Annotated in this window: 27 protein-coding genes; 15 read left to right on the top strand and 12 right to left on the bottom strand. The window is 66.8% G+C overall.

Annotated features, from left to right (window positions below):
• Nucleotides 1-101 precede the first annotated feature (101 nt).
• From moaA to ACWF99_RS25945, 3 genes are read left to right on the top strand one after another with little or no spacing between them, the layout of a single operon-like run.
• A complete protein-coding gene (gene moaA / locus ACWF99_RS25955) occupies nt 102-1160 on the top strand; it encodes a GTP 3',8-cyclase MoaA (RefSeq protein WP_452537628.1) in 1059 nt (352 codons plus the stop codon).
• Nucleotides 1153-1395: a MoaD/ThiS family protein gene (locus tag ACWF99_RS25950; protein ID WP_056812377.1), complete on the top strand. Its 243-nt coding sequence runs from the start codon at nt 1153-1155 to the stop codon at nt 1393-1395. Before moaA ends, ACWF99_RS25950 begins: the two co-directional genes overlap by 8 nt.
• 2 nt (nt 1396-1397) lie before the next feature.
• Nucleotides 1398-1760 (top strand): iron chaperone, encoded by a 363-nt coding sequence (locus ACWF99_RS25945; protein ID WP_452537627.1) that lies wholly within the window; start codon nt 1398-1400, stop codon nt 1758-1760.
• Nucleotides 1761-1784: 24 nt separating this feature from the next.
• Here the strand turns inward: ACWF99_RS25945 and nadE are convergent, their stop codons facing one another.
• Both nadE and ACWF99_RS25935 read right to left on the bottom strand, forming a co-directional pair.
• Nucleotides 1785-2609 carry an ammonia-dependent NAD(+) synthetase gene (gene nadE, locus ACWF99_RS25940; RefSeq protein ID WP_378633155.1) on the bottom strand — a complete coding sequence of 275 codons (825 nt, stop codon included), beginning with the start codon at nt 2607-2609 and terminating at the stop codon, nt 1785-1787.
• Nucleotides 2610-2615: 6 nt separating this feature from the next.
• Nucleotides 2616-3263, bottom strand: coding sequence for a TetR/AcrR family transcriptional regulator (locus tag ACWF99_RS25935; protein WP_378633472.1), 648 nt, complete (start codon nt 3261-3263; stop codon nt 2616-2618).
• Nucleotides 3264-3359: 96 nt separating this feature from the next.
• Between ACWF99_RS25935 and ACWF99_RS25930 the strand changes: the two genes are divergently transcribed.
• The 5 genes from ACWF99_RS25930 (at nt 3360) to ACWF99_RS25910 (ending at nt 8025) form a co-directional block, all read left to right on the top strand.
• Nucleotides 3360-3929, top strand: a complete 570-nt coding sequence (locus ACWF99_RS25930; RefSeq protein ID WP_378633158.1) for an NAD(P)H-dependent oxidoreductase — start codon at nt 3360-3362, stop codon at nt 3927-3929.
• 387 nt (nt 3930-4316) lie between these two features.
• The gene (gene nrdH, locus ACWF99_RS25925; RefSeq protein ID WP_358184484.1) at nt 4317-4550 is read left to right on the top strand and encodes a glutaredoxin-like protein NrdH; all 234 of its coding nucleotides are present in this window, start codon (nt 4317-4319) and stop codon (nt 4548-4550) included.
• Nucleotides 4551-4580: 30 nt separating this feature from the next.
• A complete protein-coding gene (nrdI, locus tag ACWF99_RS25920) occupies nt 4581-5054 on the top strand; it encodes a class Ib ribonucleoside-diphosphate reductase assembly flavoprotein NrdI (protein WP_378633160.1) in 474 nt (157 codons plus the stop codon).
• Nucleotides 5055-5113: 59 nt separating this feature from the next.
• Nucleotides 5114-7195, top strand: coding sequence for a class 1b ribonucleoside-diphosphate reductase subunit alpha (gene nrdE, locus ACWF99_RS25915; RefSeq protein ID WP_452537753.1), 2082 nt, complete (start codon nt 5114-5116; stop codon nt 7193-7195).
• A 32-nt stretch (nt 7196-7227) separates the two neighbouring features.
• Nucleotides 7228-8025: an NUMOD3 domain-containing DNA-binding protein gene (locus ACWF99_RS25910; RefSeq protein WP_452537767.1), complete on the top strand. Its 798-nt coding sequence runs from the start codon at nt 7228-7230 to the stop codon at nt 8023-8025.
• 53 nt (nt 8026-8078) lie between these two features.
• On the opposite strand, the gene ACWF99_RS25905 is transcribed toward ACWF99_RS25910, so the two are convergent.
• Together ACWF99_RS25905 and ACWF99_RS25900 are read right to left on the bottom strand one after the other, a co-directional pair.
• Nucleotides 8079-8480 carry an RDD family protein gene (locus tag ACWF99_RS25905; protein WP_452537626.1) on the bottom strand — a complete coding sequence of 134 codons (402 nt, stop codon included), beginning with the start codon at nt 8478-8480 and terminating at the stop codon, nt 8079-8081.
• Nucleotides 8481-8551: 71 nt separating this feature from the next.
• Nucleotides 8552-10036 carry an endoglycoceramidase I gene (locus ACWF99_RS25900; protein ID WP_452537625.1) on the bottom strand — a complete coding sequence of 495 codons (1485 nt, stop codon included), beginning with the start codon at nt 10034-10036 and terminating at the stop codon, nt 8552-8554.
• A 292-nt stretch (nt 10037-10328) separates the two neighbouring features.
• Between ACWF99_RS25900 and ACWF99_RS25895 the strand changes: the two genes are divergently transcribed.
• Nucleotides 10329-10817: a DUF3558 family protein gene (locus ACWF99_RS25895; RefSeq protein ID WP_452537624.1), complete on the top strand. Its 489-nt coding sequence runs from the start codon at nt 10329-10331 to the stop codon at nt 10815-10817.
• A gap of 58 nt (nt 10818-10875) precedes the next feature.
• Here the strand turns inward: ACWF99_RS25895 and ACWF99_RS25890 are convergent, their stop codons facing one another.
• On the bottom strand, nt 10876-11868 hold the full coding sequence (locus ACWF99_RS25890) for an LLM class F420-dependent oxidoreductase (protein WP_378651664.1): 993 nt from the start codon (nt 11866-11868) through the stop codon (nt 10876-10878).
• A 183-nt stretch (nt 11869-12051) separates the two neighbouring features.
• On the opposite strand from ACWF99_RS25890, the gene ACWF99_RS25885 reads away from it, so the two are divergent.
• Nucleotides 12052-12579, top strand: coding sequence for a hypothetical protein (locus ACWF99_RS25885; protein WP_452537623.1), 528 nt, complete (start codon nt 12052-12054; stop codon nt 12577-12579).
• Here the strand turns inward: ACWF99_RS25885 and ACWF99_RS25880 are convergent.
• Nucleotides 12558-13244 carry a DUF899 family protein gene (locus ACWF99_RS25880; RefSeq protein WP_452537622.1) on the bottom strand — a complete coding sequence of 229 codons (687 nt, stop codon included), beginning with the start codon at nt 13242-13244 and terminating at the stop codon, nt 12558-12560. The two genes, ACWF99_RS25885 and ACWF99_RS25880, sit on opposite strands and share 22 nt — an antisense overlap.
• Before the next feature lie 80 nt (nt 13245-13324).
• Here ACWF99_RS25880 and ACWF99_RS25875 point away from each other — a divergent pair, with 80 nt between their 5' ends.
• Nucleotides 13325-13900, top strand: a complete 576-nt coding sequence (locus tag ACWF99_RS25875; RefSeq protein WP_452537621.1) for a TetR/AcrR family transcriptional regulator — start codon at nt 13325-13327, stop codon at nt 13898-13900.
• 360 nt (nt 13901-14260) lie between these two features.
• Nucleotides 14261-15709, top strand: a complete 1449-nt coding sequence (mgtE, locus tag ACWF99_RS25870) for a magnesium transporter (RefSeq protein WP_378633181.1) — start codon at nt 14261-14263, stop codon at nt 15707-15709.
• Here mgtE and ACWF99_RS25865 read toward each other — a convergent pair.
• From ACWF99_RS25865 to ACWF99_RS25855, 3 genes are all read right to left on the bottom strand, one after another.
• The gene (locus ACWF99_RS25865) at nt 15706-16686 is read right to left on the bottom strand and encodes a peptidase (protein WP_452537620.1); all 981 of its coding nucleotides are present in this window, start codon (nt 16684-16686) and stop codon (nt 15706-15708) included. The genes mgtE and ACWF99_RS25865 overlap by 4 nt on opposite strands.
• Before the next feature lie 136 nt (nt 16687-16822).
• Nucleotides 16823-17767, bottom strand: coding sequence for a hypothetical protein (locus ACWF99_RS25860; RefSeq protein WP_452537619.1), 945 nt, complete (start codon nt 17765-17767; stop codon nt 16823-16825).
• Nucleotides 17768-17786: 19 nt separating this feature from the next.
• The gene (locus tag ACWF99_RS25855) at nt 17787-18773 is read right to left on the bottom strand and encodes a hypothetical protein (RefSeq protein ID WP_378633188.1); all 987 of its coding nucleotides are present in this window, start codon (nt 18771-18773) and stop codon (nt 17787-17789) included.
• Between the two features lie 394 nt (nt 18774-19167).
• Here ACWF99_RS25855 and nrdF point away from each other — a divergent pair, with 394 nt between their 5' ends.
• Nucleotides 19168-20130: a class 1b ribonucleoside-diphosphate reductase subunit beta gene (nrdF, locus tag ACWF99_RS25850; RefSeq protein WP_358105034.1), complete on the top strand. Its 963-nt coding sequence runs from the start codon at nt 19168-19170 to the stop codon at nt 20128-20130.
• A 52-nt stretch (nt 20131-20182) separates the two neighbouring features.
• On the opposite strand, the gene ACWF99_RS25845 is transcribed toward nrdF, so the two are convergent.
• Nucleotides 20183-21160, bottom strand: coding sequence for a cupin domain-containing protein (locus ACWF99_RS25845; RefSeq protein WP_452537618.1), 978 nt, complete (start codon nt 21158-21160; stop codon nt 20183-20185).
• A gap of 113 nt (nt 21161-21273) precedes the next feature.
• Here ACWF99_RS25845 and ACWF99_RS25840 point away from each other — a divergent pair, with 113 nt between their 5' ends.
• On the top strand, nt 21274-21969 hold the full coding sequence (locus tag ACWF99_RS25840; RefSeq protein WP_378633194.1) for an alpha/beta hydrolase: 696 nt from the start codon (nt 21274-21276) through the stop codon (nt 21967-21969).
• An 18-nt stretch (nt 21970-21987) separates the two neighbouring features.
• On the opposite strand, the gene ACWF99_RS25835 is transcribed toward ACWF99_RS25840, so the two are convergent.
• A complete protein-coding gene (locus ACWF99_RS25835) occupies nt 21988-22950 on the bottom strand; it encodes a helix-turn-helix transcriptional regulator (protein WP_452537617.1) in 963 nt (320 codons plus the stop codon).
• A 63-nt stretch (nt 22951-23013) separates the two neighbouring features.
• Between ACWF99_RS25835 and ACWF99_RS25830 the strand changes: the two genes are divergently transcribed.
• Nucleotides 23014-24171, top strand: a complete 1158-nt coding sequence (locus ACWF99_RS25830; RefSeq protein ID WP_378633199.1) for an epoxide hydrolase family protein — start codon at nt 23014-23016, stop codon at nt 24169-24171.
• Between the two features lies 1 nt (nt 24172).
• Here the strand turns inward: ACWF99_RS25830 and ACWF99_RS25825 are convergent, their stop codons facing one another.
• Nucleotides 24173-24577 carry a hypothetical protein gene (locus tag ACWF99_RS25825; RefSeq protein WP_378633201.1) on the bottom strand — a complete coding sequence of 135 codons (405 nt, stop codon included), beginning with the start codon at nt 24575-24577 and terminating at the stop codon, nt 24173-24175.
• Between the last annotated feature and the right edge of the window lie 108 nt (nt 24578-24685).

Genomic DNA, 24685 nt, shown 5'->3' with positions numbered 1-24685 from the left:
CGTTGCTCACGGTGGTAGGCGGTCGGCGGTGAGCTGACGAGTTCGCGAAGAATCGGCCCGGCGCACGGAATGTGACGGGCCTTACGGGTCATACTGTAGAGATGACGCTGGTCGAAATGGGGATACCCGCCGTGCGATCGGAGCGGCCGCCCCTGGACGGCAGGCCCGAGACGCCGTTCCTCGTCGACCGCTTCGGCCGGGTCGCCCGCGACCTGCGCGTATCCATCACCGAGAAGTGTTCGCTGCGCTGCACCTATTGCATGCCCGAAGAGGGCTTGCCGCCGATCCCGCGCCAGGAACTGCTCACCGCCGACGAGATCGTGCGGCTGGTGTCGCTGGCGGTGCGCGAGCTGGGTGTGCGGGAGGTGCGGTTCACCGGCGGCGAACCGCTGATGCGCCGTGAGCTGGAGCAGATCATCGCGGGCTGTCATGCGGCGGTGCCCGGCACCCCGCTGGCTATGACGACGAACGGCGTCGGCCTGGAACATCGCATCCATAAGCTCGCCGCGGCTGGGCTGACCAGGGTCAACGTCTCCCTCGACACCGTCGACCGGGAAGATTTCACCCGCCTCACCCGCCGCGACCGGCTGGAGTCGGTCCTCAACGGCATCCGTGCCGCGCGCGACGCGGGGATGGCGCCGGTGAAGGTCAACGCCGTGCTGATGCGCCAGAATCTGGCGGGCGCGGCCGACCTGCTCGCGTGGTGCCTGGCCGAACAGTGCGAACTGCGCTTCATCGAGGAGATGCCCCTCGACGCCGACCACGAGTGGGCCCGCGATCACATGGTGACCGCCGCCGACCTCCTCGACGTCCTCGGCGAGCGCTTCACCCTGACCCCCACCGCCCGCGCCGACCCGTCCGCCCCGGCCGAGAAATGGCTGGTCGACGGTGGGCCGGCGACTGTCGGGATCATCGCCACGGTCACGCGCAAGTTCTGCGACAGCTGCGACCGCACCCGGCTCACCGCCGACGGCATGCTGCGTTCGTGCCTGTTCAGCGACCAGGAGTTCGACGTGCGCACCGCGCTGCGGGCAGGCGCCGACGACGACGAGGTCGCCGAGCTGTGGCGCGGTGCGATGTGGCAGAAGTGGGCCGGTCACGGTATCGACGCCGCCGGTTTCGTCCCCCCGGAACGCACGATGGGAGCCATCGGTGGTTGAGGTCCGCTATTTCGCCGCCATCGCCGACGCGGTCGGCAAGAACACCGAATCCCTCGACCTACCCGACGGCGCCACCGTCGCCGACCTGCGCGCCACCCTCGCCGCCACCTACGGCTCCGATATTGACAGCCTCGTCGGCGTCTGCGCCTTCCTCATCGGCGACGAACTCACCCGTGACCCGTCGGCCATGCTCCGCGACCGAGTCGACGTTCTCCCGCCTTTCGCGGGCGGCTAGCCGTGGTCCAGAGCAAGGCCCCGGACGTAGCGACCTACCTCGCCGAACTCCCGGCCGATCGCCGCGAGGCGCTCACCAGGCTGCGCGACCTGTGCCTCCAGGAGCTGTCGGGCTTCACCGAGGTGATGTCCTACGGGATGCCCGCCTACGAACGCGACGGCACCGGCGAGGTCGCCTTCGCCAGCCAGAAGCAGTACATCTCCTTCTACCTCCTGCGCTCCGACGTCCGCGCGGCCTTCGCCGACCGTCTCGCGAGCCAGGACATGGGCAAAGGATGCCTGCGTTTCCGCAAAGAACCGGACTACGAGCTGGTTCGGGACCTGCTGCGAGCCACTGCCTCCGGTGAAGGCGCCCAGATCTGCTGATCCGGTGGGGCCGGGATCACGCCCCTAGCGCCACCAGGTGTCGAGCGGGGTCACCGGGACGGTGCGCTTGTGGCGGGTGTTGGTGAAGATCGACTCCACGCGGGCGGCCACCTCGGGGGTGACGTCCTTGCCTTCGAGGTAGTCGTCGATCTCGGCGTAGCGCAGGCCGAGTGCGTCCTCGTCGGCGAGGGCGGGGCGGTCGTCTTCGAGGTCGGCGGTGGGGACCTTGGACCAGATGCTCGACGGAGCGCCGAGTTCTTGCAGGAGGGCCGCGCCCTGGCGCTTGGTGAGACCGGTGAGGGGAGTCAGGTCGACACCGCCGTCGCCGAACTTGGTGAAGAACCCGGTGACCGCTTCGGCCGCGTGATCGGTGCCGACCACCAGCAGGCTTTCCTGGCCCGCGAGGGCGTACTGGGCGACCATCCGCTCACGCGCCTTGATGTTGCCGCGCACGAAGTCGCGCAGGCGCTCGTGATCGAGCGCGCCCGCCACCTCGATGCCCACCGCGTCGGCGCTGGGCCGGATGTTCACCACGACCGTGCGATCGGGGTCGATGAAATTCAAGGCGGTCTGCGCGTCGTGCTCGTCGGCCTGCACGCCGTAGGGCAGCCGGACCGCCAGGAACTTCGCCTCGACACCGTCGGCGCGCAGCTCCTCGACGGCCAGCTGGCACAGCCGACCGGCCAGCGCACTGTCCTGCCCGCCACTGATTCCGAGGGCGAATCCCTTGGCCGGGGTGGTGGCCAGGTAGTCCTTCAGGAAGTCGACGCGCCGCCGGACCTCCTGCTTCGCCTCGATCTCGGGCAGCACACCCAATTCGGCAATGATCTGTTCACGCAGTGTCCCCATGCGGTCTCACTCTACTTGGGGGACAGGCGAAACGACCCGGCGAACGAGCCATTCCCAGTTGTCGCCGATCTGATCGCGGGTGTAGCCGAGCACCTCGACCTGGTGGATGACCAGCGCCGCCGACAGTGTGGACAGCAGGGTGTCGGCGATCAGCGGCACCTCACCGTCGACGCCGATCGCGCGAAGGAGCAGCATGATGTGCGCCTTGTGCAGGGCGTAGGGTCCACCACCGAAACGCCCGTCCTTCTCCGCGGCCTGGTGTAGATCGCCCTCCACCTCGATGTCGAGCAGCCGGGTTCGCCCGAAGGCGATCAGCCGCTCGACCGGGCCTGCCTCGGGACCGAGCGGCGCGGGCCCGAACATGAACGCGGCCTGGAATTTCTGCTCGGAGTGATCCAGCAGGGCCAGCATGAGCCCGGTCCGGTTGCCGAACCGGCGGAAGACCGTGCCCTTGCCGACGCCCGCGCGCTTGGCGAGCGCGTCCATCGTGAGGCCGTCGACGCCGTGCTCACGCACCAACTGCTGGGCCGCGTCGAGCAGCAGCGCGCGATTGCGCGCGGCGTCGGCACGTTCGACGGGTTCCGCGCTGCCGGGCAGCGGCCGTCCGATTCCCAGCAGGGGTGGCTCGTCGGACTTGGGTGTGCCATAGCTCACGCCGCTCACGCGTCCTCCGCGGGAAGTAATCGGACCGGGGTCCGGTTAATGTCGGATGAAACTTGGATCATTCCACTGAGTACACCAGGAGTCGCAATGAGCGAGACCCGCATCCTTACTCTTGTCGGAAGCCTGCGCGCGGGCTCCATCAATCGCCGCCTGGCCGAGGCTGCCGTACAGACCGCGCCCGCCGGTGTCGACATCACCATCTACGAGGGTCTCGGCGAGATCCCGTTCTACAACGAAGACCTGGACGTACCCGGTGAGGTACCGGCGCGGGCCGAGGCGCTGCGTGCCGCCGTCGCCGCCGCCGACGCCGTCCTGCTGGTCACCCCCGAGTACAACGGCACCCTGCCCGCCGTGCTGAAGAACGCCATCGACTGGGCCTCGCGTCCGTACGGCGCCGGTGCGATCAAGGGTAAGCCGGTCGCCGTGGTGAGCGCGTCGATCAGCCCGAACGCCGCGGCGTGGGCACACGGCGACACCGTCAAGTCCGTCGGCGTGGCGGGCGGCGTCGTCGTCGAGTCGGCGCACGCGCAGTTCGCGACCATCGGCGAGCGTTTCGCGCAGACCCATCCGGCCGAGGACGCCGAGGCGCTGACCCAGCTCGGCGCGACCGTGCACGAGTTGGTCGCCGCGGTGAACGGCACGTTGATCACGGCGTAAGCTGGTCCTTCGGCAGGGCGTCGCATCCGTCACGGATGCGACGCCCTTTCGCTGTCCACGAAGTTTGCTGAAGACTCGCCGGTAGATGAAATCGTGATCTGAACCACTGTTTTCCCTGCTGGTCGGCGGCCCGTCCTGGGACTTACCGCGTGGGAATTACATCCGTGCGACTCGCAACACCTTGTGTTGTTCCCATCTGTCGGACACTAGGTGTAGTGTCTGTCGTACTGGAAGACGGTGTGGAGCCACCACTGATCGGGCCCAAGGGAAGGGGTTGCGAGCAGGGCTTTCTTCGCCAGATCCAGGAGTTTGCGCAGCATCACCCGTTCGTGCATTGCATACGGATCACAGGCTGTGGATCAGGCATAGGAGAGAGGGACTTCCATCATGACCATCACCGTGTACACCAAGCCCGCTTGCGTGCAGTGCAACGCCACCTACAAGGCTCTCGACAAGGTCGGCGTGGACTACGACGTCATCGACATCTCGGAGAACGACGAGGCGCGTGACTTCGTCATGGCCCTGGGCTACCTGCAGGCGCCGGTCGTCGTCGCGGGTGACGATCACTGGTCGGGCTTCCGTCCCGACCGCATCAAGTCGCTCGCCGTCGCGGCTGCGTAGTTCGCGCCGGTTCGCCGGTAAGGAGGCGCCATGCCCGAGCAGATGACTCCGGGCGGGCTGGTCTACTTCTCCAGCGCTTCGGAGAACACCCATCGTTTCGTCGAGAAGCTCGGTCTCCCGGCAACTCGACTTCCGCTACACACCACCGCTGAACCGCCGCGGATCGACGAACCCTACGTGCTGATCACCCCCACCTATGGTGGTGGTCGGCACGTCATGGGCGGACAACGTCCCGACAAGGACCTCGTTCCACGGCAAGTCGCCAAGTTCCTCAACGACCCACACAACCGCGCGCTGCTGCGCGGAGTGATCGCGGCCGGCAACACGAACTTCGGCGATACCTATTGCGTTGCAGGAGACATCATCTCGCAAAAATGCGGGGTGCCGTATCTGTATCGCTTCGAACTCATGGGAACCGCTGAGGACGTCGCGCGCGTCCGAGAGGGATTGGGATTGTTTTGGCAACAGCAACCACAGCACCGGCAGGCAAGTCAGCACGCCTAGAGCAGTCGGCGGTGCGCGGCGAGGCGGGCGAGGTGCTCGACTACCACGCCCTCAACGCGATGCTGAACCTGTACGGCCCCAACGGCGAGATCCAGTTCGACAAGGATCGCGAGGCCGCGCACCAGTACTTCCTGCAGCACGTGAACCAGAACACCGTCTTCTTCCACAATCTGGACGAGAAGCTGGACTACCTGGTCAAGGAGAACTACTACGAGACCGAGGTGCTCGACCAGTACGGTCGGCCCTTCGTCAAGCAGCTGTTCCAGCAGGCCTACGCCAAGAAGTTCCGGTTCCCGACCTTCCTCGGCGCGTTCAAGTACTACACCTCGTACACGCTGAAGACCTTCGACGGTAAGCGCTACCTGGAGCGTTTCGAGGATCGCGTCTGCATGGTCGCGCTGACGCTGGCCGCCGGCGACGAGGTGCTGGCGAGCAACCTGGTCGACGAGATCATCGACGGCCGGTTCCAGCCCGCCACCCCCACCTTCCTCAACTCCGGCAAGAAGCAGCGCGGCGAGCCCGTGTCCTGCTTCCTGCTGCGTATCGAGGACAACATGGAGTCCATCGGGCGCTCCATCAACTCCGCGCTGCAGCTGTCCAAGCGTGGCGGCGGTGTGGCGTTGCTGCTCAGCAACATCCGTGAGCACGGTGCCCCGATCAAGAAGATCGAGAACCAGAGCTCGGGTGTCATCCCGATCATGAAGCTGCTGGAGGACTCCTTCTCCTACGCGAACCAGCTGGGTGCGCGTCAGGGCGCGGGCGCGGTGTACCTGCACGCCCACCACCCCGACATCTACCGCTTCCTCGACACCAAGCGTGAGAACGCGGACGAGAAGATCCGCATCAAGACGCTCTCGCTGGGTGTGGTGATCCCCGACATCACCTTCGAGCTGGCGAAGAAGAACGAGGACATGTACCTGTTCTCGCCCTACGACGTCGAGCGCATCTACGGTGTGCCGTTCGCCGATGTGAACGTCACCGAGAAGTACTACGAGATGGTCGACGACAAGCGCATCCGCAAGTCGAAGATCAAGGCGCGCGAATTCTTCCAGACCATCGCCGAGCTGCAGTTCGAGTCGGGCTACCCCTACATCATGTTCGAGGACACGGTGAACCGGGCCAACCCGATCAAGGGCAAGATCACCCACTCGAACCTGTGCTCGGAGATCCTGCAGGTCTCCACCCCTTCGGAATTCAACGACGATCTGTCGTATTCCAAGGTGGGCAAGGACATCTCGTGCAACCTGGGTTCGCTCAACATCGCCAAGGCGATGGATTCGCCCGACTTCGGTCAGACGATCGAGACCTCGATCCGCGCGCTCACCGCCGTCTCGGACCAGACGCACATCTTCTCGGTGCCCTCGATCGAGCAGGGCAACAACGAGTCCCACGCCATCGGCCTCGGCCAGATGAACCTGCACGGATACCTGGCGCGTGAGCGGGTCCACTACGGCTCCGAAGAAGGTGTGGACTTCACCAACATCTACTTCTACACCGTGGTCTACCACGCGATTCGGGCCTCGAACCTGATCGCCAAGGAGCGCGGCTCCGCGTTCGGTGGGTTCGCCGACTCCAAGTACGCCAGCGGCGAGTACTTCGACAAGTACACCGACCAGGCATGGGAGCCCAAGACCGACAAGGTGGCTCAGATGTTCGCCGACGCCGGCGTGCGCATCCCCACCCAGGACGACTGGCGGCTGCTCAAGGCCTCGGTGCAGGAATACGGTATCTACAACCAGAACCTGCAGGCCGTGCCGCCGACCGGTTCGATCTCCTACATCAACCACTCGACCAGCTCGATCCACCCGGTGGCGTCGAAGATCGAGATCCGCAAGGAAGGCAAGATCGGCCGCGTCTACTACCCGGCTCCTTACCTGGACAACGACAATCTCGAGTACTACGACGACGCCTACGAAATCGGCTACGAGAAGATCATCGACACCTACGCCGCGGCCACCCAGCACGTGGACCAGGGTCTGTCGCTGACGCTGTTCTTCAAGGACACCGCCACCACCCGTGACTTGAACAAGGCGCAGATCTACGCATGGCGCAAGGGCATCAAGACGCTCTACTACATCCGCCTGCGCCAGATGGCGCTCGAGGGGACTGCCGTGGAGGGTTGCGTCAGCTGTATGTTGTGATCAGTCAATAACAAACTCTGTGCGGAGGCTCGATGAAAAAGCCACGTAGTGGTGTGATTTACGGGGTCCGTCTCCGCGCCGAGTTTGATTACCGGTATATCGGGCTGACAACAAAGTCGGAGAGTGTTCGGCTCCGTCAGCACTTCCAGGTCGCCCGCGCAGGTCGGAAGACTCCGTTCTATGACTGGCTGCGCAAACAGAATCGCGATGATGTGATTGCCGATGTCCTCGATTGGGTTTACGGCCTGAACGATTTGGGTCGCGCGGAGATTGATTGGATTGCGTATCTGCGTAGAGACCGCCAGCCGCTGCTCAATCTGGCCGATGGCGGACTCGGGCCAAACGGTGTGGTCTGGACTACGGAAATGCGGGAGGCAGCGCGGATCCGTGCGACTGGCCGTCCGGGCGTGAGCCGGTTCGGGGACGAGGCTCCGTTCTACGGGCACACGCACTCGGCTGCACAGCGAGCGAAATGGTCGGCCGAACGCAAAGGCACATACCAAGGGGAAGCCAACCCGAACTATGGAAAGTTCGGCCCAGAGCATCCCGGATTCGGCCGTGTGATGTCGGAGGAATCGCGTCGGCGTCTTTCTGAGATGAGAACCGGTGCGGCAAACCCCAACTACGGGCGGACAGCCAGCGCCGAGACTCGGGCGAAGATGTCTGCGGTTCGGAAGGGGCGGCCGATGCCGTCTAGCAGGCGTAACGCGCACACGCGTCACCACACGAACAAGGGCACTTTCAAACCGTCCTGTGCGTACTGCATAGAGGACCAGGCGAATCAGAACGCTCCCAAACCTGAAGCGATTGCTGAACTGATTATCGACTGATCATGAGGCGTCGAACTTCTGCGTACGGTGAGCTGATCTGGCACCGTTGCGCGTCAGTCGAAGAGATCGAAGCAGGACCAGCCGCCGCGGAACCACTGGACGGTCAGCTGCCAGGTCGACGGGTAGGTGCCGTCGGCGTGGCGCAGTCGGAGTCCGTACCGGCACTTGCCGATCGTTGTCCGGGTGAGGTGCTGGATGACGGTGCGGTGCAGGAAAGACGCGCTCAGCCAGGCGAGGATGCCGTACAGAACGGCTGTCGTGCCGGGCGCGAGGTACCAGGCGGTGACGCCGATCGCGGCGTGCAGCGCCATATCGATGAGGAACGCGGGGATCACGCCGGTCTCGTCGCCGCTGGAAGTGCGCCCGGTGAGCGGGAATTCGTCCTTCGGTCGTGCGGGGCCGCGCTCGTATCCGCTGTTCCTCGCCGCGTGCCGGGGCGGTGCTGCGTTGCTCATGGGGCTCAGCGTGGTCGACGCCGCTTAACAAGCACCCGGTGTCGACCTTGCCGACCTGATCACCTCCGGTGTCAGCCCGCGGACCCGGACGACAACCAGGGGAATCCCGAGGCCGATCCCGTGCCGCCGCCGGCGGGAAGGTCCGCGCCCGCCGAGCCAGGGCGGTGGATGCGAACGGTGACCGGGTCGGTGCCCTCGGCTTCCACGGTGACGATGCGCGCGCCGGGCGCCGAGGTGACCCGACCGCCGGTGACCTTCACCTCGTAGCTGTCCGGATGGAACAGATCCGAGACGTAGATCTCGGTCGGCGCCGAGGCTGGGCGAGGGCGGTACCGGTAGGCGAAATCGCCTGTGCCGGAATCGAAGACCATGCCGTCGGGGGTTCCCGCGGTGGCCTGTGGATAAGTGCGGACCAGTTCGCGGCCGAGTTCACCGCGGAAGGGATCACCGTCGCGGGCGCTGTAATGCCAGTAGTGCCAGCCGACGAACCGTTCGTCGGCCCGGGTGGTGGTGTTGCGCAACACGGTCGGATCGCCGTCGCCGAATTCGGTGACCATGGTGGGGATATCGGTGCGGTCGGCGAACGCGTCGATGTTCGACCAGGTCCGGTCCTGCTGCGGTGGGCACAGTGCGCGCAGCTCCTCGGGCAGGCCGAGGTAGATCGCGAGCTGGCTGGGAATGCAGTAATCGTGCGGGGAGAAAACGATATTCGGGCTGGTGATCGGTGGATTCTTGCCCAGGTGGCTCGGCATGGTCTCGTTCCAGGTGACGTTCGGCTCCCAGAACACCGGCACCGTGGCATTGCGTGCCCGGACCGCATCGGTCAGCTGTTGCAGTGCCCGTTGATATTTCACGTCGAAGTCGGGGCAGCCGTCGGGATAGCAGGTGAGAAACGGTGAACCGGGCCACGGTTCGTTGAGCAACTCGATCCCGAGCACGCTCGCTCGCCCGTTCATCCGCTCGGCGAGCGCGCCCAGCGCCACTCCCAGATGGTTCAGCACCCCGTAGGTGTTGTTCCACACCTCGTCCCACCCGGCATTCATGCTCGGCATCAGGTAGTACAGCGGGAATCCGGGATTCGGCTCACCGTCCGAGGGCCGGGCGCGGATCGCCCATTCGGGAAACCCGTTGCCGTTCCAGATCTTCGACAATCCGTCCTGGTGATTGTCGAGCAACGTGTAGATGCCGTGCGCGGCAAGGGTATCCACGACATTCTCGACCCGGTCGAGGTAGGCGGTATCGACAACACCCGCTGTCGGCATCAGCCCGTCGAACGACACCCCGAGCCGGACCGTGGTGAACCCGTGCCGGGCCAGTATCGCCGCCGATTCGTCGGTGAGGGTGAATCCGTCGCCGGGTTGCAGGTAGGGCGCGTCCTTGTCGACGGTGTTCACCCCGTGGAGCAGCACGGTGCGTCCGTACCCGTCGATCAACGCGGACCCCTGTGCCCGCAGCGGCGTCAGCGGTGTCGCGGGGTCGGCGGTCACCGGGGCGCTGCTCACGGCCAGCCCGGCTGCGAGTGCGACCGCCGTCAGCCAGCGCACCGGTCGCCTCATCGTCCTCATCATCTGCGTCCTCGATCCCCAGGTGGACGCTCGTTCAACTGAACGAATGTCCAAGTCTGTTGGCGAGAGAACATAGCCGGATCCCGCCGATGTGGTCAAGGCCACAATCGCGAAAGAGCGTGAATCGCTTCGTGTTCGATGCCGAAGGCGCTGGGTGGGTGTTCGTCACAGTCGCGGTGTGAGGGGGTGGTGATCGGACCAAGTCTTGTCGAACGATCGCTCGGTGAGGTTGCGAGCCTTGTTAACGTGGCCGCGTTTTGCGATGCACGGTGAGAGGGAACGGATGAAGCGCGCGCTCATGGTGGTAGCGACCGGGGGATTGGCGTTGGCGACGCTCGTCGGATGCTCGAGCGAGGAGTCCCAGGCCGCGCAGCCGAAGGCATTGTTCGAGCCGTGCACCGGAGTCACCGCGGACGCACTACGCAAGGCCGGTGTCGACCCCGCGACGAAGGTGGCGGCAGGTGCGGTGTCCGCCGGTTGGCAGACCTGCGAATGGACCGGCGCCACCGCCTACCTGAGGGTGTTCTCGACCTCGCGAACCCTCGAGGAGTTCGAAAAGGAAGCAGGTCCGACACCCTTCACCGACTACACAGTCGCGGGCCGCACCGGCCGTCGCCTCGGCGACACCCCCACCTCCTGCGACATCCTCTTCGCCGCGTCCCAAGGCGTCATCCGCATGGTGGTCGTGAACAACCCCACCCAGCAGACCGCCGACGCCTGCACCACCCTGCGCCACATGGGCGATTCGATCATTCCGACCTTCCCGACCTGAGCCGGGTCCGCGCCCTGCGAAGCGAGGCCGCGGACTGCCCGAGTTCACCGGCCGCGGATTATGCCAATGCCGGAATCACCTCGCGTTCGAAGAGTTCGATGCCGGAGGTGTCGTAGGCGGCTTCGGGGAAGTTGACGATGGTGTAGGCGAGGCCGAGGTTCTTGACCTTCGTGAGGCGTTCGACGATTTGTTCCGGAGTGCCGACCGCCGCGCTGGTCGCGAACTGTTCGTGCACGCGGGCTTTCGCCTCATCGGCGCCGAGGAAGGGGGTGAAGCGGTCGACGATGGTCGAGAGTCGTTCCTGCACTTCGGTTTCGGTGGTACCCACGATGGCGTTGAAGTTCGAGCTGCGGGTGATGGCGGAGAAATCGGTGCCGACCTCTTCGCAGTGCTGGCGCAGGATGTCGGACTTGCGGGCGAACTCGTCGGGGTCGCCGCTGAAGTTGGTGTAATCGGCGTATTTGGCGGCGATGCGCAGGGTCTTCTTCTCGCCGCCACCGGCGATCCAGATAGGAATCCCGTTCTCCTGCAACGGTCGTGGGTGCACGATGGCGTCGTCGACCTGGTAGTACTTGCCGTCCAATGTCGCTCGGCCGGTCTTCCACGCCTCGCGGAAGATCTGGACTCCTTCGTCGAGGCGGCCGAGGCGCTCACCGGCAGACGGGAAGCCGTAACCGTAAGCGCGCCACTCGTGTTCGTACCAGCCGCCGCCGATGCCCATCTCCACCCGGCCACCCGAGATGAGATCGACGGTGGCGGCCACCTTGGCGAGGTAGGCGGGGTTGCGGTAGCTCATGGCAGTACACATCTGGCCCAGCCGCACTCGGGAGGTGGTGGCCGCGAACGCCGCCATCAACGTCCACGCCTCGTGGGTGGCTTCGTCGGTGGGAACGGGCGTGGTGTGGAAGTGGTCGTAGACCCAGATCGACTCCCAGTCGGTGCCCGCGTCGAACCGCTGGGCCAGTTCGCGCATCACCGACCACTGGTCGGCCGGTTCGATACCGACCAGATCTAGCCGCCAGCCCTGGGGAACGAAGATGCCGAAGCGCACAGGTTTTCTCCTGGAGTGAGTAGAGCTCGAGCGGCGCCACACGCCGCGGCTGTCGAGATCCACTGTTCCACTTCTGCGCGCTCAGGCAACTATTGTGCGCGCACCGCGCTGAACCCTGGACCGGCCGTTATGCGCCGAAAATCTGTTGGCACGCGGGGAGAACCCGGGCATGCTTGCGGGCGTATGAACAATATTTCTCCACCCCGCCTCGGCGTCGACTTCGGCCGAGTGATCCAAGGGGCAGCGCTCGAACCGGGCGCCGCGGACACCGTATTCCTGTCGGGTGGCTTCGACGAAGCGATGAGCACTCCACCCGGTCCTGATGCGTTCGCCGTGCTCAACCGGCTGGTGAGAGCCTTCGACGGCAACGCGTGGGTGATCTCCAAATGTGGTCCGCGCATCGAACAGCGCACCAGGCAATGGCTCGACCATCACGACTTCGCCGCCCGCACCGGAATCCCCCGAGAACACCTGCGCTTCTGCAGAACTCGCGCCGGCAAGGCGCCGCACTGCGCCGAGCTCGGCATCACGCACATGATCGACGACCGGCTCGACGTGCACCTGATCCTGCGCGACCTGGTGCCCCGGCTGTACCTGTTCGGCGCGCAGACCGGGCCGATCCCGCCGTGGCTGACCCACACGCCCGACTGGCCTGCCGTCGAACGTGCGGTGGGTGCTGATCTCGCGGGTCAGGCGCTCGGGTCGCCGTAGGACGCGGCGATGTCCTTGCTGCTCGGCCAGCCGCTGTAGGTCGGTGACTGCGGCCAGCCCTCGGGGCTGTCCTGCCATTGCTCCTGGCGGCCGTAGGGAAGCGCGTCGATGAGGCCGAAGGTGTGGGCGAGTTGTTCGGTGCCGCGGCCGTCGGTGTGCCAGCTGCGGTAGACGGTGTCGCCGTCGCGCAGGAATGTGTTCACGGCGAAACCCGCGCCGGGGCCTGCGCCCATGTCGGCGCCGAACGGGCTGTGGGCGGTCGAATACCAGGTCATCGCGTTGCCGACGCGCTTCTTGTAGGCGAGTACCTCGTCCATCGGCCCCTGCGTCACGATGACGAATCGCGCGTCGTAGCCGTCGAGGAAGTCCAGTCGTGCGTACTGCGCGGTGAGGCCGGTGCAGCCGGGGCACTGCCAGGTGTTCCCCGGTGTCCACATGTGGTGGTAGGTGATCAGTTGTGAGTGTCCGTCGAAGACCTCGGCGAGCGAAACATCTTTGCCGTCTTCGGCTTCGAGCGTGTAGTCGGGCAAGCGGACGGCGGGCATGCGCCGGCGTTGGGCGGCGACGGCGTCGAGTTCGCGGGTCGCGGCCTTCTCCCGGATCCGGAGCTGATCGAGTTCGGCCTGCCAGACGTCTTGATCGACGATGGTGGGCAATGCGGTCATGGTGAGCCACCCTTCGATGTGTACGGCGTGCACATTTGATATGTTCACACCGTACACTTCGTCGAAAGGGGGTTCAAGAGTTGGCCTATCACCACGGTGACCTCGCGGCGGCGCTGGTCGAGGCCGGGCTGGAACTCACCAGGGCCGGCGGCCCCGACGCCTTGACCATCCGTGCGGTCACCCGACAGGTCGGCGTCACGCCGAACGCCGCCTACCGGCACTTTCCCGACCGGCGTGCCCTGCTGCGCGCGGTCTCGGCCGCGATCGAGTCCAGGATGGCCGAGGGGATGGAGCGCGGCCCCGCGACCGGTCGTGCGAGCCTGCGCGCGGTCGGTCTCGGCTATATCGGCTTCGCGCTGCTCGAGCCCGGCTGGTTCGCGGTCGCGTTCTTCGGCGCCGGTGACACCTCGCCCGAGTCGGTCGTCGACTCGCCCGCCTACCTCGCCCTCGCCGACGCCCTCGACATGATGGTGCACATCGGCGATCTCGCACCGGCGGCGCGTGCGGGTGCGACCTGGAGTTGCTGGTCCACCGTGCACGGATTCGCGGAACTGGCGTTGCGCGGGCCGTTGCGGCACCTGGACACCACCGAGCTGTGGCCGCTCGCCGAACAGGCGGTCGACACGGTCATCGCGGGGCTGCCGTCGGTGGTGTGATCGGTATCACTGTGACCAGTGGTACGCGCGCTGAAGGTGAAACGATCGGCCCTCGCATGTAGTCTCGTCGGTGGAAGGGTGTGCCCGAGTGGGTACTCCAAGCGATCCGCGGAACGATCACCCGCGGCGACTGCGAGGAGGTGGGGTTGCAATGCGCAATGAACCTCCCAGTCGAAGGCCGCGCGGCGTCACCCCTTCGTCCTCGTACTGCCGATCCTGACCTGCTCGGTCCGGTCTGTGCGTGCCGGCCTCGGTGGTGGACGCCCCGCGGTGTGAACCACCGTCACTCGTTCCACTTCTCGCGCATCCTGTAGCTGTTGTGCCGCAGGCGTGTGCGCTGTCACGCCAGAGGACTCGATCATGTCGAACGTCGATCTCGTCACCACCCGTCATGTACCCACCGAAACCGTTGTGCCCGAGGTGGTTTCAGCGCGACGCGCAGCCGTGGAGGACCACGCTGTCACCGAGGCGCTCGCGATCCTGTCCGAATCGGTGCGCGACATCGTCGAGACCCACCGGGTCTGTGGCGGCCTGGACTGGCTCGACAACCGTCCGCCGCACGTCATCGCCGACGCGCTGGCCCGCATGGACGCCGTGCAGGCCGGTGTCGTGTTCCGGCTGCTCGACAAGGAGCGCGCGCTCAGCGTGTTCGAGGAGCTCGAGCCGGTCGACCAGCAGCAGATCCTGCAGGGCCTGCGCGAGAAGAGCTTTCGCGATCTCGTCGAGGCGATGGACCCCGACGACCGCGCCCGCATGCTGCACGAAGCGCCCGCCAAGGTCGCCAAGAAGGTCCTCGCCGGGCTGAGCCCGCGTGAGCGCCGGATGACCGCCACGCTGCTCGGCTACCCCGAGGGCTCGGTCGGGCTGTACATGACGCCGGAAGTCGTTGCGCTGCCGGACAATCTGACCGTCGCGCAGGCGCTGGGTTGTGTGCGCGCCAAGGGCGCCAACGCCGAAACCGTCTACACGCTGCCCGTGGTCGATCGTGGCCGCCGCCTCACCGGCATCGTCGAACTGCGCGAGCTGGTGCTCCACGCGCCGGACGCGATGGTGTCCGAGCTCGTCGTCACCGAGCCGCCGTTCGTGCGGGCAACCGACGCCGCGGAGAAGGCCGCCCGGCTGATGAGTTCCACCAACCTCATCAACCTGGTGGTCGTCGACAGCGAGGACCGGGTGGTCGGGCTGCTCACCATCGACGACGCGATGGAGGTGCTCGAGGCCGCCGACAGCGAGGACGTCGCCAAGCAGGCCGGTTCGGCGCCGTGGGAGGGCCATTACATGGCCGCCAAGGTGTTCCAGCTGGCGCGGTATCGGGCGCTGTGGTTGATGTTGCTGCTGTTCGCGGCGACCCTGACGGTGAGTGTCACCGACATGTTCGCCACGACGCTCGAACAGGCCGCGAGCCTGGCGTTGTTCATCCCGTTGCTGATCGGCGCGGGCGGCAACGCGGGTGCGCAGGCGGCGACGGCGTGCGTGCGCGCGCTGGCCGTCGGCGAGGTGCGGGTCTCGGACCTGTTCAAGGTGATCTGGCGCGAATGCCGGGTCGGGCTGGTGCTCGGCAGCATGCTGGCCGCGGCCGGGCTGCTGATCGGCACGGTGTTCGTGGGGCCGAAGATCGCCATCGTCGTGGCCATCACATTGGTGGTCATCTGCGGCTGGGCGGCGACCATCGGCGGCACGATGCCGTTGCTGGCCAAGAAGTTCCGGATCGACCCCGCGGTCGTGTCGGCGCCGATGGTGACCACCCTGGTCGACGCGACCGGGCTGATCATCTACTTCACGACCGCGAAGCTCGTGCTGGGGATCTAACGCTGCGGAAAGAGCGTGAGCGCCTGTGCCATGACGTCTTTCGCGACGTCGTCGGTGGCGGCGACCACCTCGACCACTGGGATGCGCCTGCCGAAAACGGTGGATTCGGCGGGCAGTTCCGGGCCGACGGCCGCGGTGTAGATCGGGATCGAGCTGTCGTACACCGAGACCGAGCGGTGCACGGTGCGGCCGTTGATGTGGTCCTCGGTGCTGTTGGCGGCCAGATACTCGGGTACCCGGTACTCGTAACTCACGGTGATCTTCTCGCCGCGGTACCCGAACAGGCACTGGGTGAGCCGCTGTTCGTCATCGGGGACGGCGCCGGCCAGTTTGCCCCGGACCGTGCACGGATCCGCGCCGAGCAGCACGGTCGGCGCGGTGTCGGGGGAGGTGCCCTGTTTCGGCGACTGACGCCAGCGCTCGATCATGCCGGGCATCAGTTCGTCGGCGACCGTGCACGGGTTCTTGCCCGGTGTGGAAAGGCCGAGATAGAAGGCCGCGCTCGACGGGAACTGGACGGTCACGCCGCAGGCGCGCGGTTCACCCGTATCGCGGTCGGGGACCGTGCGGACGTTCGCGTCGCCGATCTGCCGCGTGGTGCCCCGGCCACCGGCCGACAGGCTGCCCAGCAGGGTGGCGTGCCAGGTCAGGGTCGAGCCCTCACCGGCTTTGTCGCTGCCGATGATGGCCCGGCACGAATCCAGGCCGACGGTCACGCTCTTGACCTCGCCGAGCCGTGCCAGAGTGTCGCGCGGAAGCAGCGCGCAAACATCGACCTGGCGGGTCGCCTGGGCGACCTCGGCTCGCTGGGCGAAATCCTGGGGGACCTTCGACCAGAACTCGGGGGGCTGGGCGGGCATCACCGGTGCGGGCGGCGGCGGCAGCTCCCCGTAGTCGGGTGGGTTGCCCGCGTCGTCACTCCCGCATCCGGCGCACACGAGCAACGCGGCAGCGGCCAGCGCCATCCTGCGATACATCGGCACCCCTGTCCTCGACAGATACGGGCCCGGACCCGCGCCCGACCACCGAGTCTGCCCGCGACGGCAACACTCGCGCAAACATCACGCCAGGTCGTTCTCAGAACGTTGTCGTGATCGCACCGGTGCCGAGCTGTCAGCGCACCAGCGGCAAGGTTTCGCGCATGACCTTCTCCGCGATCGTCGAGTGGGCGGTGACCGAGACCGTCGGCACGCGCCGGCCGAGCAGTGCGTCGGTCGGTCCCGGTGCGAGGCCGGGACCGACGACGGCCGACAGCGACGCCATGTCGGCCTGGGCCGTATCGAATCGGTACACCTGGCGCGAGCCCACGGTGAAGGCCGGGGTGTCGTCGATGATCGAGCGTTCCTCGTTGTAGTCGAAGGTGACGATCGCGTCGTGCCCGTCGACGCTCACCTTGCACGTGGTGACGCGCTGATCGGCCACCGGAACCCGAACGCCGAGCAACGGCGCGACCGCGCACGGATCGGCGCCGGTGATCACCGCCCGATCCGAATCCGGCGAGGAACCCTGGGGCGGCTCCTCGCGCCACTCGGTCAACGCGATCCGTACCAGCGTCTTCGCCGTCGCGCACGCGTCCTGCGGCGCCCGCACGCTGAAGGACAGGTCGGCCCCCGCCACGAACCGCGCCCACGCCTGACAGGCCCCGCGCACCTGCGGATCATCCGACGCGGCGGGCTCGTCGTTGAACAGCACCCGCACGTCGCCCATCGACTCCTCGTCCACCGGACCGTCCATGCTCGGCTCGCCCTCGAACATCACCCCGGTACTCCAGGTCGCGTCGATGCCGGTGAGATGACCCGGCACGGCGATGCTGAGCCGGCACTGATTCGGATGCACGTTCTCGACGTCGCGCACGGTGCCGAGGGTGCCCAGTGCCACGCGGGGGAGCAGCGCGCACACATCGATCGCCCTGACCTTACGCAGAACCGCGACCTTCTCCTGATCGGAAACCGCTGCGGTGGACCAGAATCCACCCTCGGGCATGGAGTCCGGTGCGGGTTCGCTTCCGCAGGCGACCATCGTCAGCACTGCGGTGGCGAGCAGGATGAGCTGTCGCACAGGGGTTCTCCTTGTCCGGTCAGGTGGCGGGGAAGAGTTCGGTGGTCGAACGGAGGACGGATTCGAGGGCGGCACGGTCCGTGCCGAAGACGCGGATGGTGGGGACGGCGGGGCCCATCAGGTCGGAACCGGGTCCGGGCAGGCTGGGGCCGACTATCGCTGTGTACGAGGCATATTCGCTCGTGTCGTCGCTGGGGCCGTACCCTGTGTGGCCGTTGACGGTGAAGAGCGGCTTGCCGCTGTCGGCGTAGCCGCGCGCCTCGTAGCCGTAGTCCACATCGATGGCCGCACCTCGGAAAGTGAACTGGCAGGACCATATCCGCAGATCGAGGACGGTGACCGCGGTGTCGAGCGCGGCGGCGACCTCGCACGGGTCCTTGCCGTGCAGCGCGGTCCGCGGGGTGTCCGGGGAGGTGCCCTGTGCCGGTTCGGCGGCGAGCCCGCCCATCGCGCGGGCCAGCGCGGACTGCGCGGCCGGGCACGGTTCGGTGCCCAGTGGCGTTCGCACGTGGACCGGGAGCGTGGTCGTATTGGCGAAAGCCGCGGTGGCGAGACAACTTCGGTCGAGCTGTCCTTCGACCTGGGGGCCGTTGTCGAGATCGCGCAGAACGCCGACGGTGATGCCGTCGACCTCCTCGCGCTGGGACTGTCCCCAGCCGTACCCGGTCGGCGCGACGCCGATCGCCCAGCTGACCGAGGTGCCCTTGCCGCTCTCGGTGGAGTCGAACGTCGCTTCGCACTTGTTCGGGCCGTCGTTCTCGACCTCGAGCAGGGTGCCGATCTTCGCCAGGTCGGTCCGGGGGATGAGCGCGCACGGGTCGATCGCGCGCAGCCGTCGCAGCAGTTCGAGGCGCTGATCGTCGGAGGTCGGCGCCGTCTTCCAGTACGCGGGCATCGCCGAGGCCGCCTCGATCGGGGTGACCGGCCGGTGCCCGGGTAGGTCGTCCTGGCAGGCGGTGAGCCCGATCATGACAGCGGCGGCCACCGCGCAACGACGCCACAGCATCGACAAATCCCCCTCGCGCGGGACGACTCCCGCCTCCCTCCGGCTCACGGTCGAGCCCTGTCGAATGCCCAGTGTGCCGGAATCGGCGCCCCGTATCCGCACCGGGCCCGGGTGCGCCGGGCAGTGGCGGCGCTCACCGGTGAAGCGGGTGCCGGCACACATGTGGCGAATCACTGGCGATGCGATGGTGGTGACTTCGCGATCGTGCCGCACAATGGGGGCCGCGTGTGTGGCGTGGGTGTTCGGCCGGTCGGGTCGAGTTCCGCGCGCCGCAACACAAGCTGTAGTGCTCCCCGAGGTTGTCACCCACTACGAGTAGTGTTCGTGGGTGAAGGGCTTCGCGCACGGCGGCGGGTGCGGGTCAACAGGTCTGGCGGAAAGGTGTGGAGGCGGAATGAAGCTCATCGATCGGGCGTCGGCCATCAATTGGAATCGGGTGCCCGATGAGAAGGATGCTGAGGTCTGGGATCGGCTGACCGGCAACTTCTGGTTGCCCGAGAAGGTCCCGGTGTCCAATGACATCCCGTCCTGGAACACCCTCACGCCCGACGAGAAGCAGCTCACGATGCGGGTCTTCACCGGCCTGACGCTGCTCGACACCATCCAGGGCACCGTCGGCGCGGTCTCGCTGATCCCCGACGCGCTCACTCCGCACGAGCAGGCGGTGTACACCAACATCGCGTTCATGGAGTCGGTGCACGCCAAGAGCTACAGCTCGATCTTCTCCACCCTGTGCTCCACCAAGGAGATCGACGAGGCGTTCCGCTGGTCGGAAGAGAACCGCAACCTGCAGCGCAAGGCCGAGATCGTCCTGTCGTACTACAACGGCGACGACCCGCTCAAGCGCAAGGTGGCCTCCACGCTGCTGGAGAGCTTCCTGTTCTACTCCGGCTTCTACCTGCCGATGCACTGGTCCTCGCGGGCCAAGCTCACCAACACCGCCGACATGATCCGCCTGATCATTCGCGACGAGGCCGTGCACGGGTACTACATCGGCTACAAGTACCAGAAGGGCCTCGAGCTGGTCTCCCAGGCCGAGCGCGACGAGCTCAAGAACTACACCTTCGAGCTGCTCTTCGAGCTCTATGACAACGAGGTCGACTACACGCAGGACCTCTACGACGAGGTCGGCCTCACCGAGGACGTCAAGAAGTTCCTGCGCTACAACGCCAACAAGGCGCTGATGAACCTCGGCTACGAGGGCCTGTTCCCGAAGGACGAGTGCGAGGTGAACCCGGCGATCCTGTCGGCACTGTCGCCCAACGCCGACGAGAACCACGACTTCTTCTCGGGTTCGGGTTCCAGCTATGTCATCGGCAAGGCGATCAACACCGAGGACGAGGACTGGGAGTTCTGAGCGCACCAGCACTGTGAACGACGGCGCACCTGTTCGGGTGCGCCGTCGTTGTCTATGGCGCGGTCTTCGGATGACCGCGTTTGCGCCACCGCAGGGGTGGCATGCCGAACCGGCGGTGGAAGGCGCGGTTGAACGCGGCTTCCGAGTGATAGCCGACGGCGCCGGCGATCCGGCCGACCGGTTCGGCCGTCGAGCCGAGCAGACGGGCCGCGTGTTCGAGGCGCCGGTCGGTGACGTAGGCGCCGGGTGACTGCCCGAGCAGCCGGGTGAACCGATCGGTGAACGTGGACCGCGACATCCTGGCCTCGGCCGCGAGTTCGGCGATCGGCCACGCGCGGTCCGGATTGTTGTGGATCCTGGTGAGCACCGGACCGAGGTCGGGGTCGAGAGCGGCGGTGAGCCAGCCGGGCGCGGTCGCGTCGTCGGCGGACCAGGCCCGCAGCGCATGGATGAACAGCAGGTCCAGGATGCGCGAGATCATCACTGCGGCACCTGGTCTGGCGTCGGTGATCTCGACGACGAGCAGCCGCAGACTCAGCGTCAGCCAATCGCGGTCGCCGACTCCCGCCCGGATCAGAACCGCCGGCGGCAGGACCGAAAGCAGTGGATCGGCGATAGCCTCCTCGACACCGAAGGTGCCGGTGACCCAGCGCGGCGCCGCCGGATCGGTGAGCTCGGCGACGCGGCGGACGCTGTCGGCGGCGGTGAGCCCGCGTGTGGGCGCCGAGGGTGTGCCCACGGAGATCACGTGCGGGTCGCCGCGCGCGAGCAGTGCCATATCGCCGTCACGCAGGGTGTAGGACCGGCCGCCGACGCGGAGCTCGAGGTCCCCGCGTTCGGCGATGTGCAGCAGCCGGATGCCGCCGGGTATCCCGATCGCGAAGGGTGCCGGGGGTGCGCAGCGGATGAGCCGATCGCCGCGCAGCCGGACGGTGTGCAGGATGTCGGACAGGGCGTCGAGGGTGGTGTCCCGCGCGAAGGTATCACCGACGCTCGGTTGATCGGCAAAATATCCCGGGTCTTCGGTCATGGTATTTGCCTCATCATCCAAATATCGTCAATGGTGCTCGTCGGGTCAACCGGCTCCGCGGTATCGGGCCGATCCGGCCGGCGAGAAAATCCGACCGAGAGAGAGGCCTCGCAATGGCTGCCAAGCCGACAATCGTTCTGGTCCATGGATTCTGGGGTGGTGCCGCGCACTGGGCGAAGGTGATCGTGGAATTGAACCGACGCGGTTATCCGGCGCAGTACGCGGTCGAGAACCCGCTCACCTCGCTGGCCGATGATGCCGAGCGCACCAGGAAGATGGTGGCGCAGATCGACGGCCCGGTGCTGTTGGTCGGTCACTCCTACGGTGGCGCGGTGATCACCGAAGCAGGCGATCTGCCCAATGTGGCGGGCCTGGTCTACATCGCGGCCTTCGCGCCCGACGCGGGGGAGAGCCCCGGTGCGATCAGCGAGCAGTTGCCGCCCGCCGCGTTCGCGAACATCGCGCCGGACTCCGACGGCTACCTGTGGATCGCGCAGGACAAGTTCCACGAAAGCTTCTGCCAGGACCTGACTTCCGAGGAAGCGCTGGTGATGGCCGTGACGCAGAAGGCGCCACTGGGCTCGACGTTCGGTGACACGGTGACCGCGCCTGCCTGGAAGGTGAAGCCCACCTGGTACCAGGTATCCACCGAGGATCGGATGATCCACCCCGACAACGAGCGGCGGATGGCCGCGCGGATGAACCCGCGCAAGACCATCGAACTCGCCGCAAGCCATGCCTCGCTGGCCTCGCAGCCCGGCGCGGTCGTGGATCTGATCGACGCGGCCGCGCTGGACATCGCGGGCTGACCCGGCTTCGTCGCCGCGCTACTCCGGCGCCGCGCTGATCGCGCGGGAGTAGCGGGCGGCGATCCGGCGCAGGTGCTCGGTCAGTTCGGGGCCGTGCTCGATGTCGAAATCGGTGTCGAGGGCACCGAGGAGGAAGGTCAGGCCGCGCGGGTTGTCGGCGCCGATCTCGAGGCGGCAGGTCTCGGCGTCGATCGGTTCGACGGTGCCGTAGGTGGCGGCCGAGCGCGCTTGTTCGGAGTCGGCGGGGACGTGTAGCCGGATGGTGGCGCGGTAGGGCCACAGTTGCGCGACACCTTTCGCCACGTGTTCCGCGGCGTTGCCGCCGGGGATCTCGCGCGGTGAAAAGCGCGGGCCCACCGGGATTTTCGGTGACATGCGGTCCACCCGGAAGGTGCGCCAGTCGTCGCGGTCGATATCCCAGGCCACCAGGTACCAGCGTGGGCCCCAGGTGACGAGTTCGTGTGGTTCGGTCTCGCGACGGGATTCGCGGCCACCGCTGCGATAGTCGAATCGCAGGCGTTGACGGTCGCGGCACGCGGCCGCGACGGCGGACAACACCGCCGGATCGACATCCACGCGGGCCCGGCCGGGGGTCTGGACGCTCGAGACCTGCATGGCGTGCACGCGGTGCCGCAATCGGGCGGGCAGCACCTGCTCGAGTTTGACCAGCGCGCTGAGCGCGGTCTCGCCGATCCCGCTCACCCCGCTGATCGACGCCGTGCGCAGCGCGATCGCCATCGCGACGGCTTCCTCGTCGTCGAGCTGCAACGGCGGCAGCTGCGCGCCCGCTTCGAGGTGGTAGCCGCCGTCGATGCCCTTCACCGCGCGGACCGGGTAGTCCAGCGCGCGCAGCTTGTCGATATCGCGGCGCACTGTGCGGGTGCTGACATCCAGGCGCGCGGCGAGCTCGTCGCCGGACCATTCGCGCCGCGTTTGCAGCAGGGAGAGCAGCCGAAGTAGCCGCGCCGAAGTTTCTTTCACGAATTCGACTCTGCCAGTTCTATAGGACAGAAGGTGTCCGCTTGTGGTCATACCGTTGTCCTCATGACCAACGAGATCACCCCGTTCCACCTCGACATCCCGCAGTCCGATCTGGACTACCTGCGAGCCAGGCTGACCGATGCGCGCTGGCCTGCCGAGCAGCCCGGCGCCGAGTGGAGTCGCGGTGTGCCGGTGGCGTACCTGCGCGAACTCGCCGACTACTGGCGCACCTCCTACGACTGGCGCGCGGCCGAGGCGGAACTGAACGGGTTCGCGCAGTTCACCACCGAGATCGACGGCCAGCGCATCCATTTCCTGCATGTACGTTCGGCCGATCCCGATGCCACGCCGCTGATCCTCACGCACGGCTGGCCGGGTTCGGTCGTCGAGTTCCTCGATGTGATCGGTCCGCTCACCGACCCCGCGGCCCACGGTGGCGATCCGGCAGATGCCTTCCACCTGGTGATCCCGTCGCTGCCCGGCTTCGGATTCTCCGGGCCGGTCGCCGAGGAGGGCTGGGATCCGGCCCGCATCGGCAGGGCGTGGGTCGAGTTGATGAGCAGGCTCGGTTACGAGAGCTACGGCGCGCAGGGCGGAGACTGGGGCGCGTTCGTCACGCCGGAGGTGGGCCGCGCGGGCGGTGACAAGGTGATCGGCGTGCACGTCAATGCCGCGACCTTCGGGTACATCCCGTTCGGCCCGGTCGCCGACGACGAGAAGGCGACGATGACTCCCGCCGAGCTCGCCCGGCTGGACCGCCTCGCCCTGTTCAAGAGCGAGGGCAACGGCTACTTCAAGATCCAGGCTTCACGCCCGCAGACCCTGGCCTACGGCCTGCACGATTCGCCGATCGGCCAGCTCGCGTGGATCGTGGAGAAGTTCAAGGAGTGGACGTTCCCGGCCGCGGGCCTGCCCGAGGACGCCGTGAACCGGGATCGGCTGCTGACCAACGTGATGCTGTACTGGCTCACCGGCACCGCGGGTTCATCGGCCGCGCTGTACTACGAGGCCACCCACGTCCGCTCCTGGGAGACCACGCCGCTGACCACGCCCGTCGGCGTCGCGGTCTTCGCCGAGGACATCGCGATCCGGCGCTACGCCGGCGCCGACACCGACATCGTGCACTGGTCGGAGTTCGATCGTGGCGGCCACTTCGCGGCGATGGAAGTGCCGGACCTGCTGGTCGACGACATCCGCGCGTTCTTTCGTGGACTGCGCTGAGTCAGCGATCCCAGGGCGCCCGCAGTGACGGGTCGTCGAAGGCCTCGGCCGCGTCCCGGTAGAGCTCGGAGATCCGATGCTTCACCGTGGCGCGGTCGGCTTCGGAGATGTGCGCCTCGTCGAGGCGGGACGCGGCGTTGGTGACCGCGTGGAAGACCCGTGTCGGCTTGCCGTCGATGATGTCGGCGACCGGGAACTTGTAGTCGGCCTCGGTCGCCGGATTGCCACCGGGCTCGCGATACAGGTAGATGCTCGCCAACTTGAGCGCGTCGCCGTCGGCCCACTTCAGTGCGTCGTGTTCGGCCTTCGGGCCGCTCCACTTGTGGTCGCGGGGCGCCCACGGCAGGTCGAGATCGGCGGCGTTGTCGGATGTGGGCGGGACTCGATCATCGGCATGCTGAGCCATGTTTCCTCCTCGAGCGCTGGGTGGCCGAGCTTCGTCGCCGGGCGGGCGCGACATCATGGAGCACTGTTGGCCATGATAGCAATGGGGCCGCTACCAGCGGTTTCTCGG

The organism is Nocardia sp. NPDC055002 (assembly GCF_053608825.1).
Note: the sequence above shows the minus strand (reverse complement) of the source record. Positions and strands in the feature narration are given on the sequence as shown.

Bases quoted from the DNA above. Each gene is read 5' to 3' on its own strand.
- moaA (WP_452537628.1), top strand. From the start codon at position 102: ATGACGCTGGTCGAAATGGGGATACCCGCCGTGCGATCGGAGCGGCCG.
- nadE (WP_378633155.1), bottom strand. From the start codon at position 2,609: ATGGGGACACTGCGTGAACAGATCATTGCCGAATTGGGTGTGCTGCCC.
- ACWF99_RS25930 (WP_378633158.1), top strand. From the start codon at position 3,360: ATGAGCGAGACCCGCATCCTTACTCTTGTCGGAAGCCTGCGCGCGGGC.
- nrdH (WP_358184484.1), top strand. From the start codon at position 4,317: ATGACCATCACCGTGTACACCAAGCCCGCTTGCGTGCAGTGCAACGCC.
- nrdI (WP_378633160.1), top strand. From the start codon at position 4,581: ATGCCCGAGCAGATGACTCCGGGCGGGCTGGTCTACTTCTCCAGCGCT.
- nrdE (WP_452537753.1), top strand. From the start codon at position 5,114: ATGCTGAACCTGTACGGCCCCAACGGCGAGATCCAGTTCGACAAGGAT.
- ACWF99_RS25910 (WP_452537767.1), top strand. From the start codon at position 7,228: ATGAAAAAGCCACGTAGTGGTGTGATTTACGGGGTCCGTCTCCGCGCC.
- ACWF99_RS25905 (WP_452537626.1), bottom strand. From the start codon at position 8,480: ATGAGCAACGCAGCACCGCCCCGGCACGCGGCGAGGAACAGCGGATAC.
- ACWF99_RS25900 (WP_452537625.1), bottom strand. From the start codon at position 10,036: ATGAGGCGACCGGTGCGCTGGCTGACGGCGGTCGCACTCGCAGCCGGG.
- ACWF99_RS25895 (WP_452537624.1), top strand. From the start codon at position 10,329: ATGAAGCGCGCGCTCATGGTGGTAGCGACCGGGGGATTGGCGTTGGCG.
- ACWF99_RS25885 (WP_452537623.1), top strand. From the start codon at position 12,052: ATGAACAATATTTCTCCACCCCGCCTCGGCGTCGACTTCGGCCGAGTG.
- ACWF99_RS25880 (WP_452537622.1), bottom strand. From the start codon at position 13,244: ATGACCGCATTGCCCACCATCGTCGATCAAGACGTCTGGCAGGCCGAA.
- mgtE (WP_378633181.1), top strand. From the start codon at position 14,261: ATGTCGAACGTCGATCTCGTCACCACCCGTCATGTACCCACCGAAACC.
- ACWF99_RS25865 (WP_452537620.1), bottom strand. From the start codon at position 16,686: ATGTATCGCAGGATGGCGCTGGCCGCTGCCGCGTTGCTCGTGTGCGCC.
- ACWF99_RS25855 (WP_378633188.1), bottom strand. From the start codon at position 18,773: ATGCTGTGGCGTCGTTGCGCGGTGGCCGCCGCTGTCATGATCGGGCTC.
- nrdF (WP_358105034.1), top strand. From the start codon at position 19,168: ATGAAGCTCATCGATCGGGCGTCGGCCATCAATTGGAATCGGGTGCCC.
- ACWF99_RS25845 (WP_452537618.1), bottom strand. From the start codon at position 21,160: ATGACCGAAGACCCGGGATATTTTGCCGATCAACCGAGCGTCGGTGAT.
- ACWF99_RS25840 (WP_378633194.1), top strand. From the start codon at position 21,274: ATGGCTGCCAAGCCGACAATCGTTCTGGTCCATGGATTCTGGGGTGGT.
- ACWF99_RS25830 (WP_378633199.1), top strand. From the start codon at position 23,014: ATGACCAACGAGATCACCCCGTTCCACCTCGACATCCCGCAGTCCGAT.
- ACWF99_RS25825 (WP_378633201.1), bottom strand. From the start codon at position 24,577: ATGGCTCAGCATGCCGATGATCGAGTCCCGCCCACATCCGACAACGCC.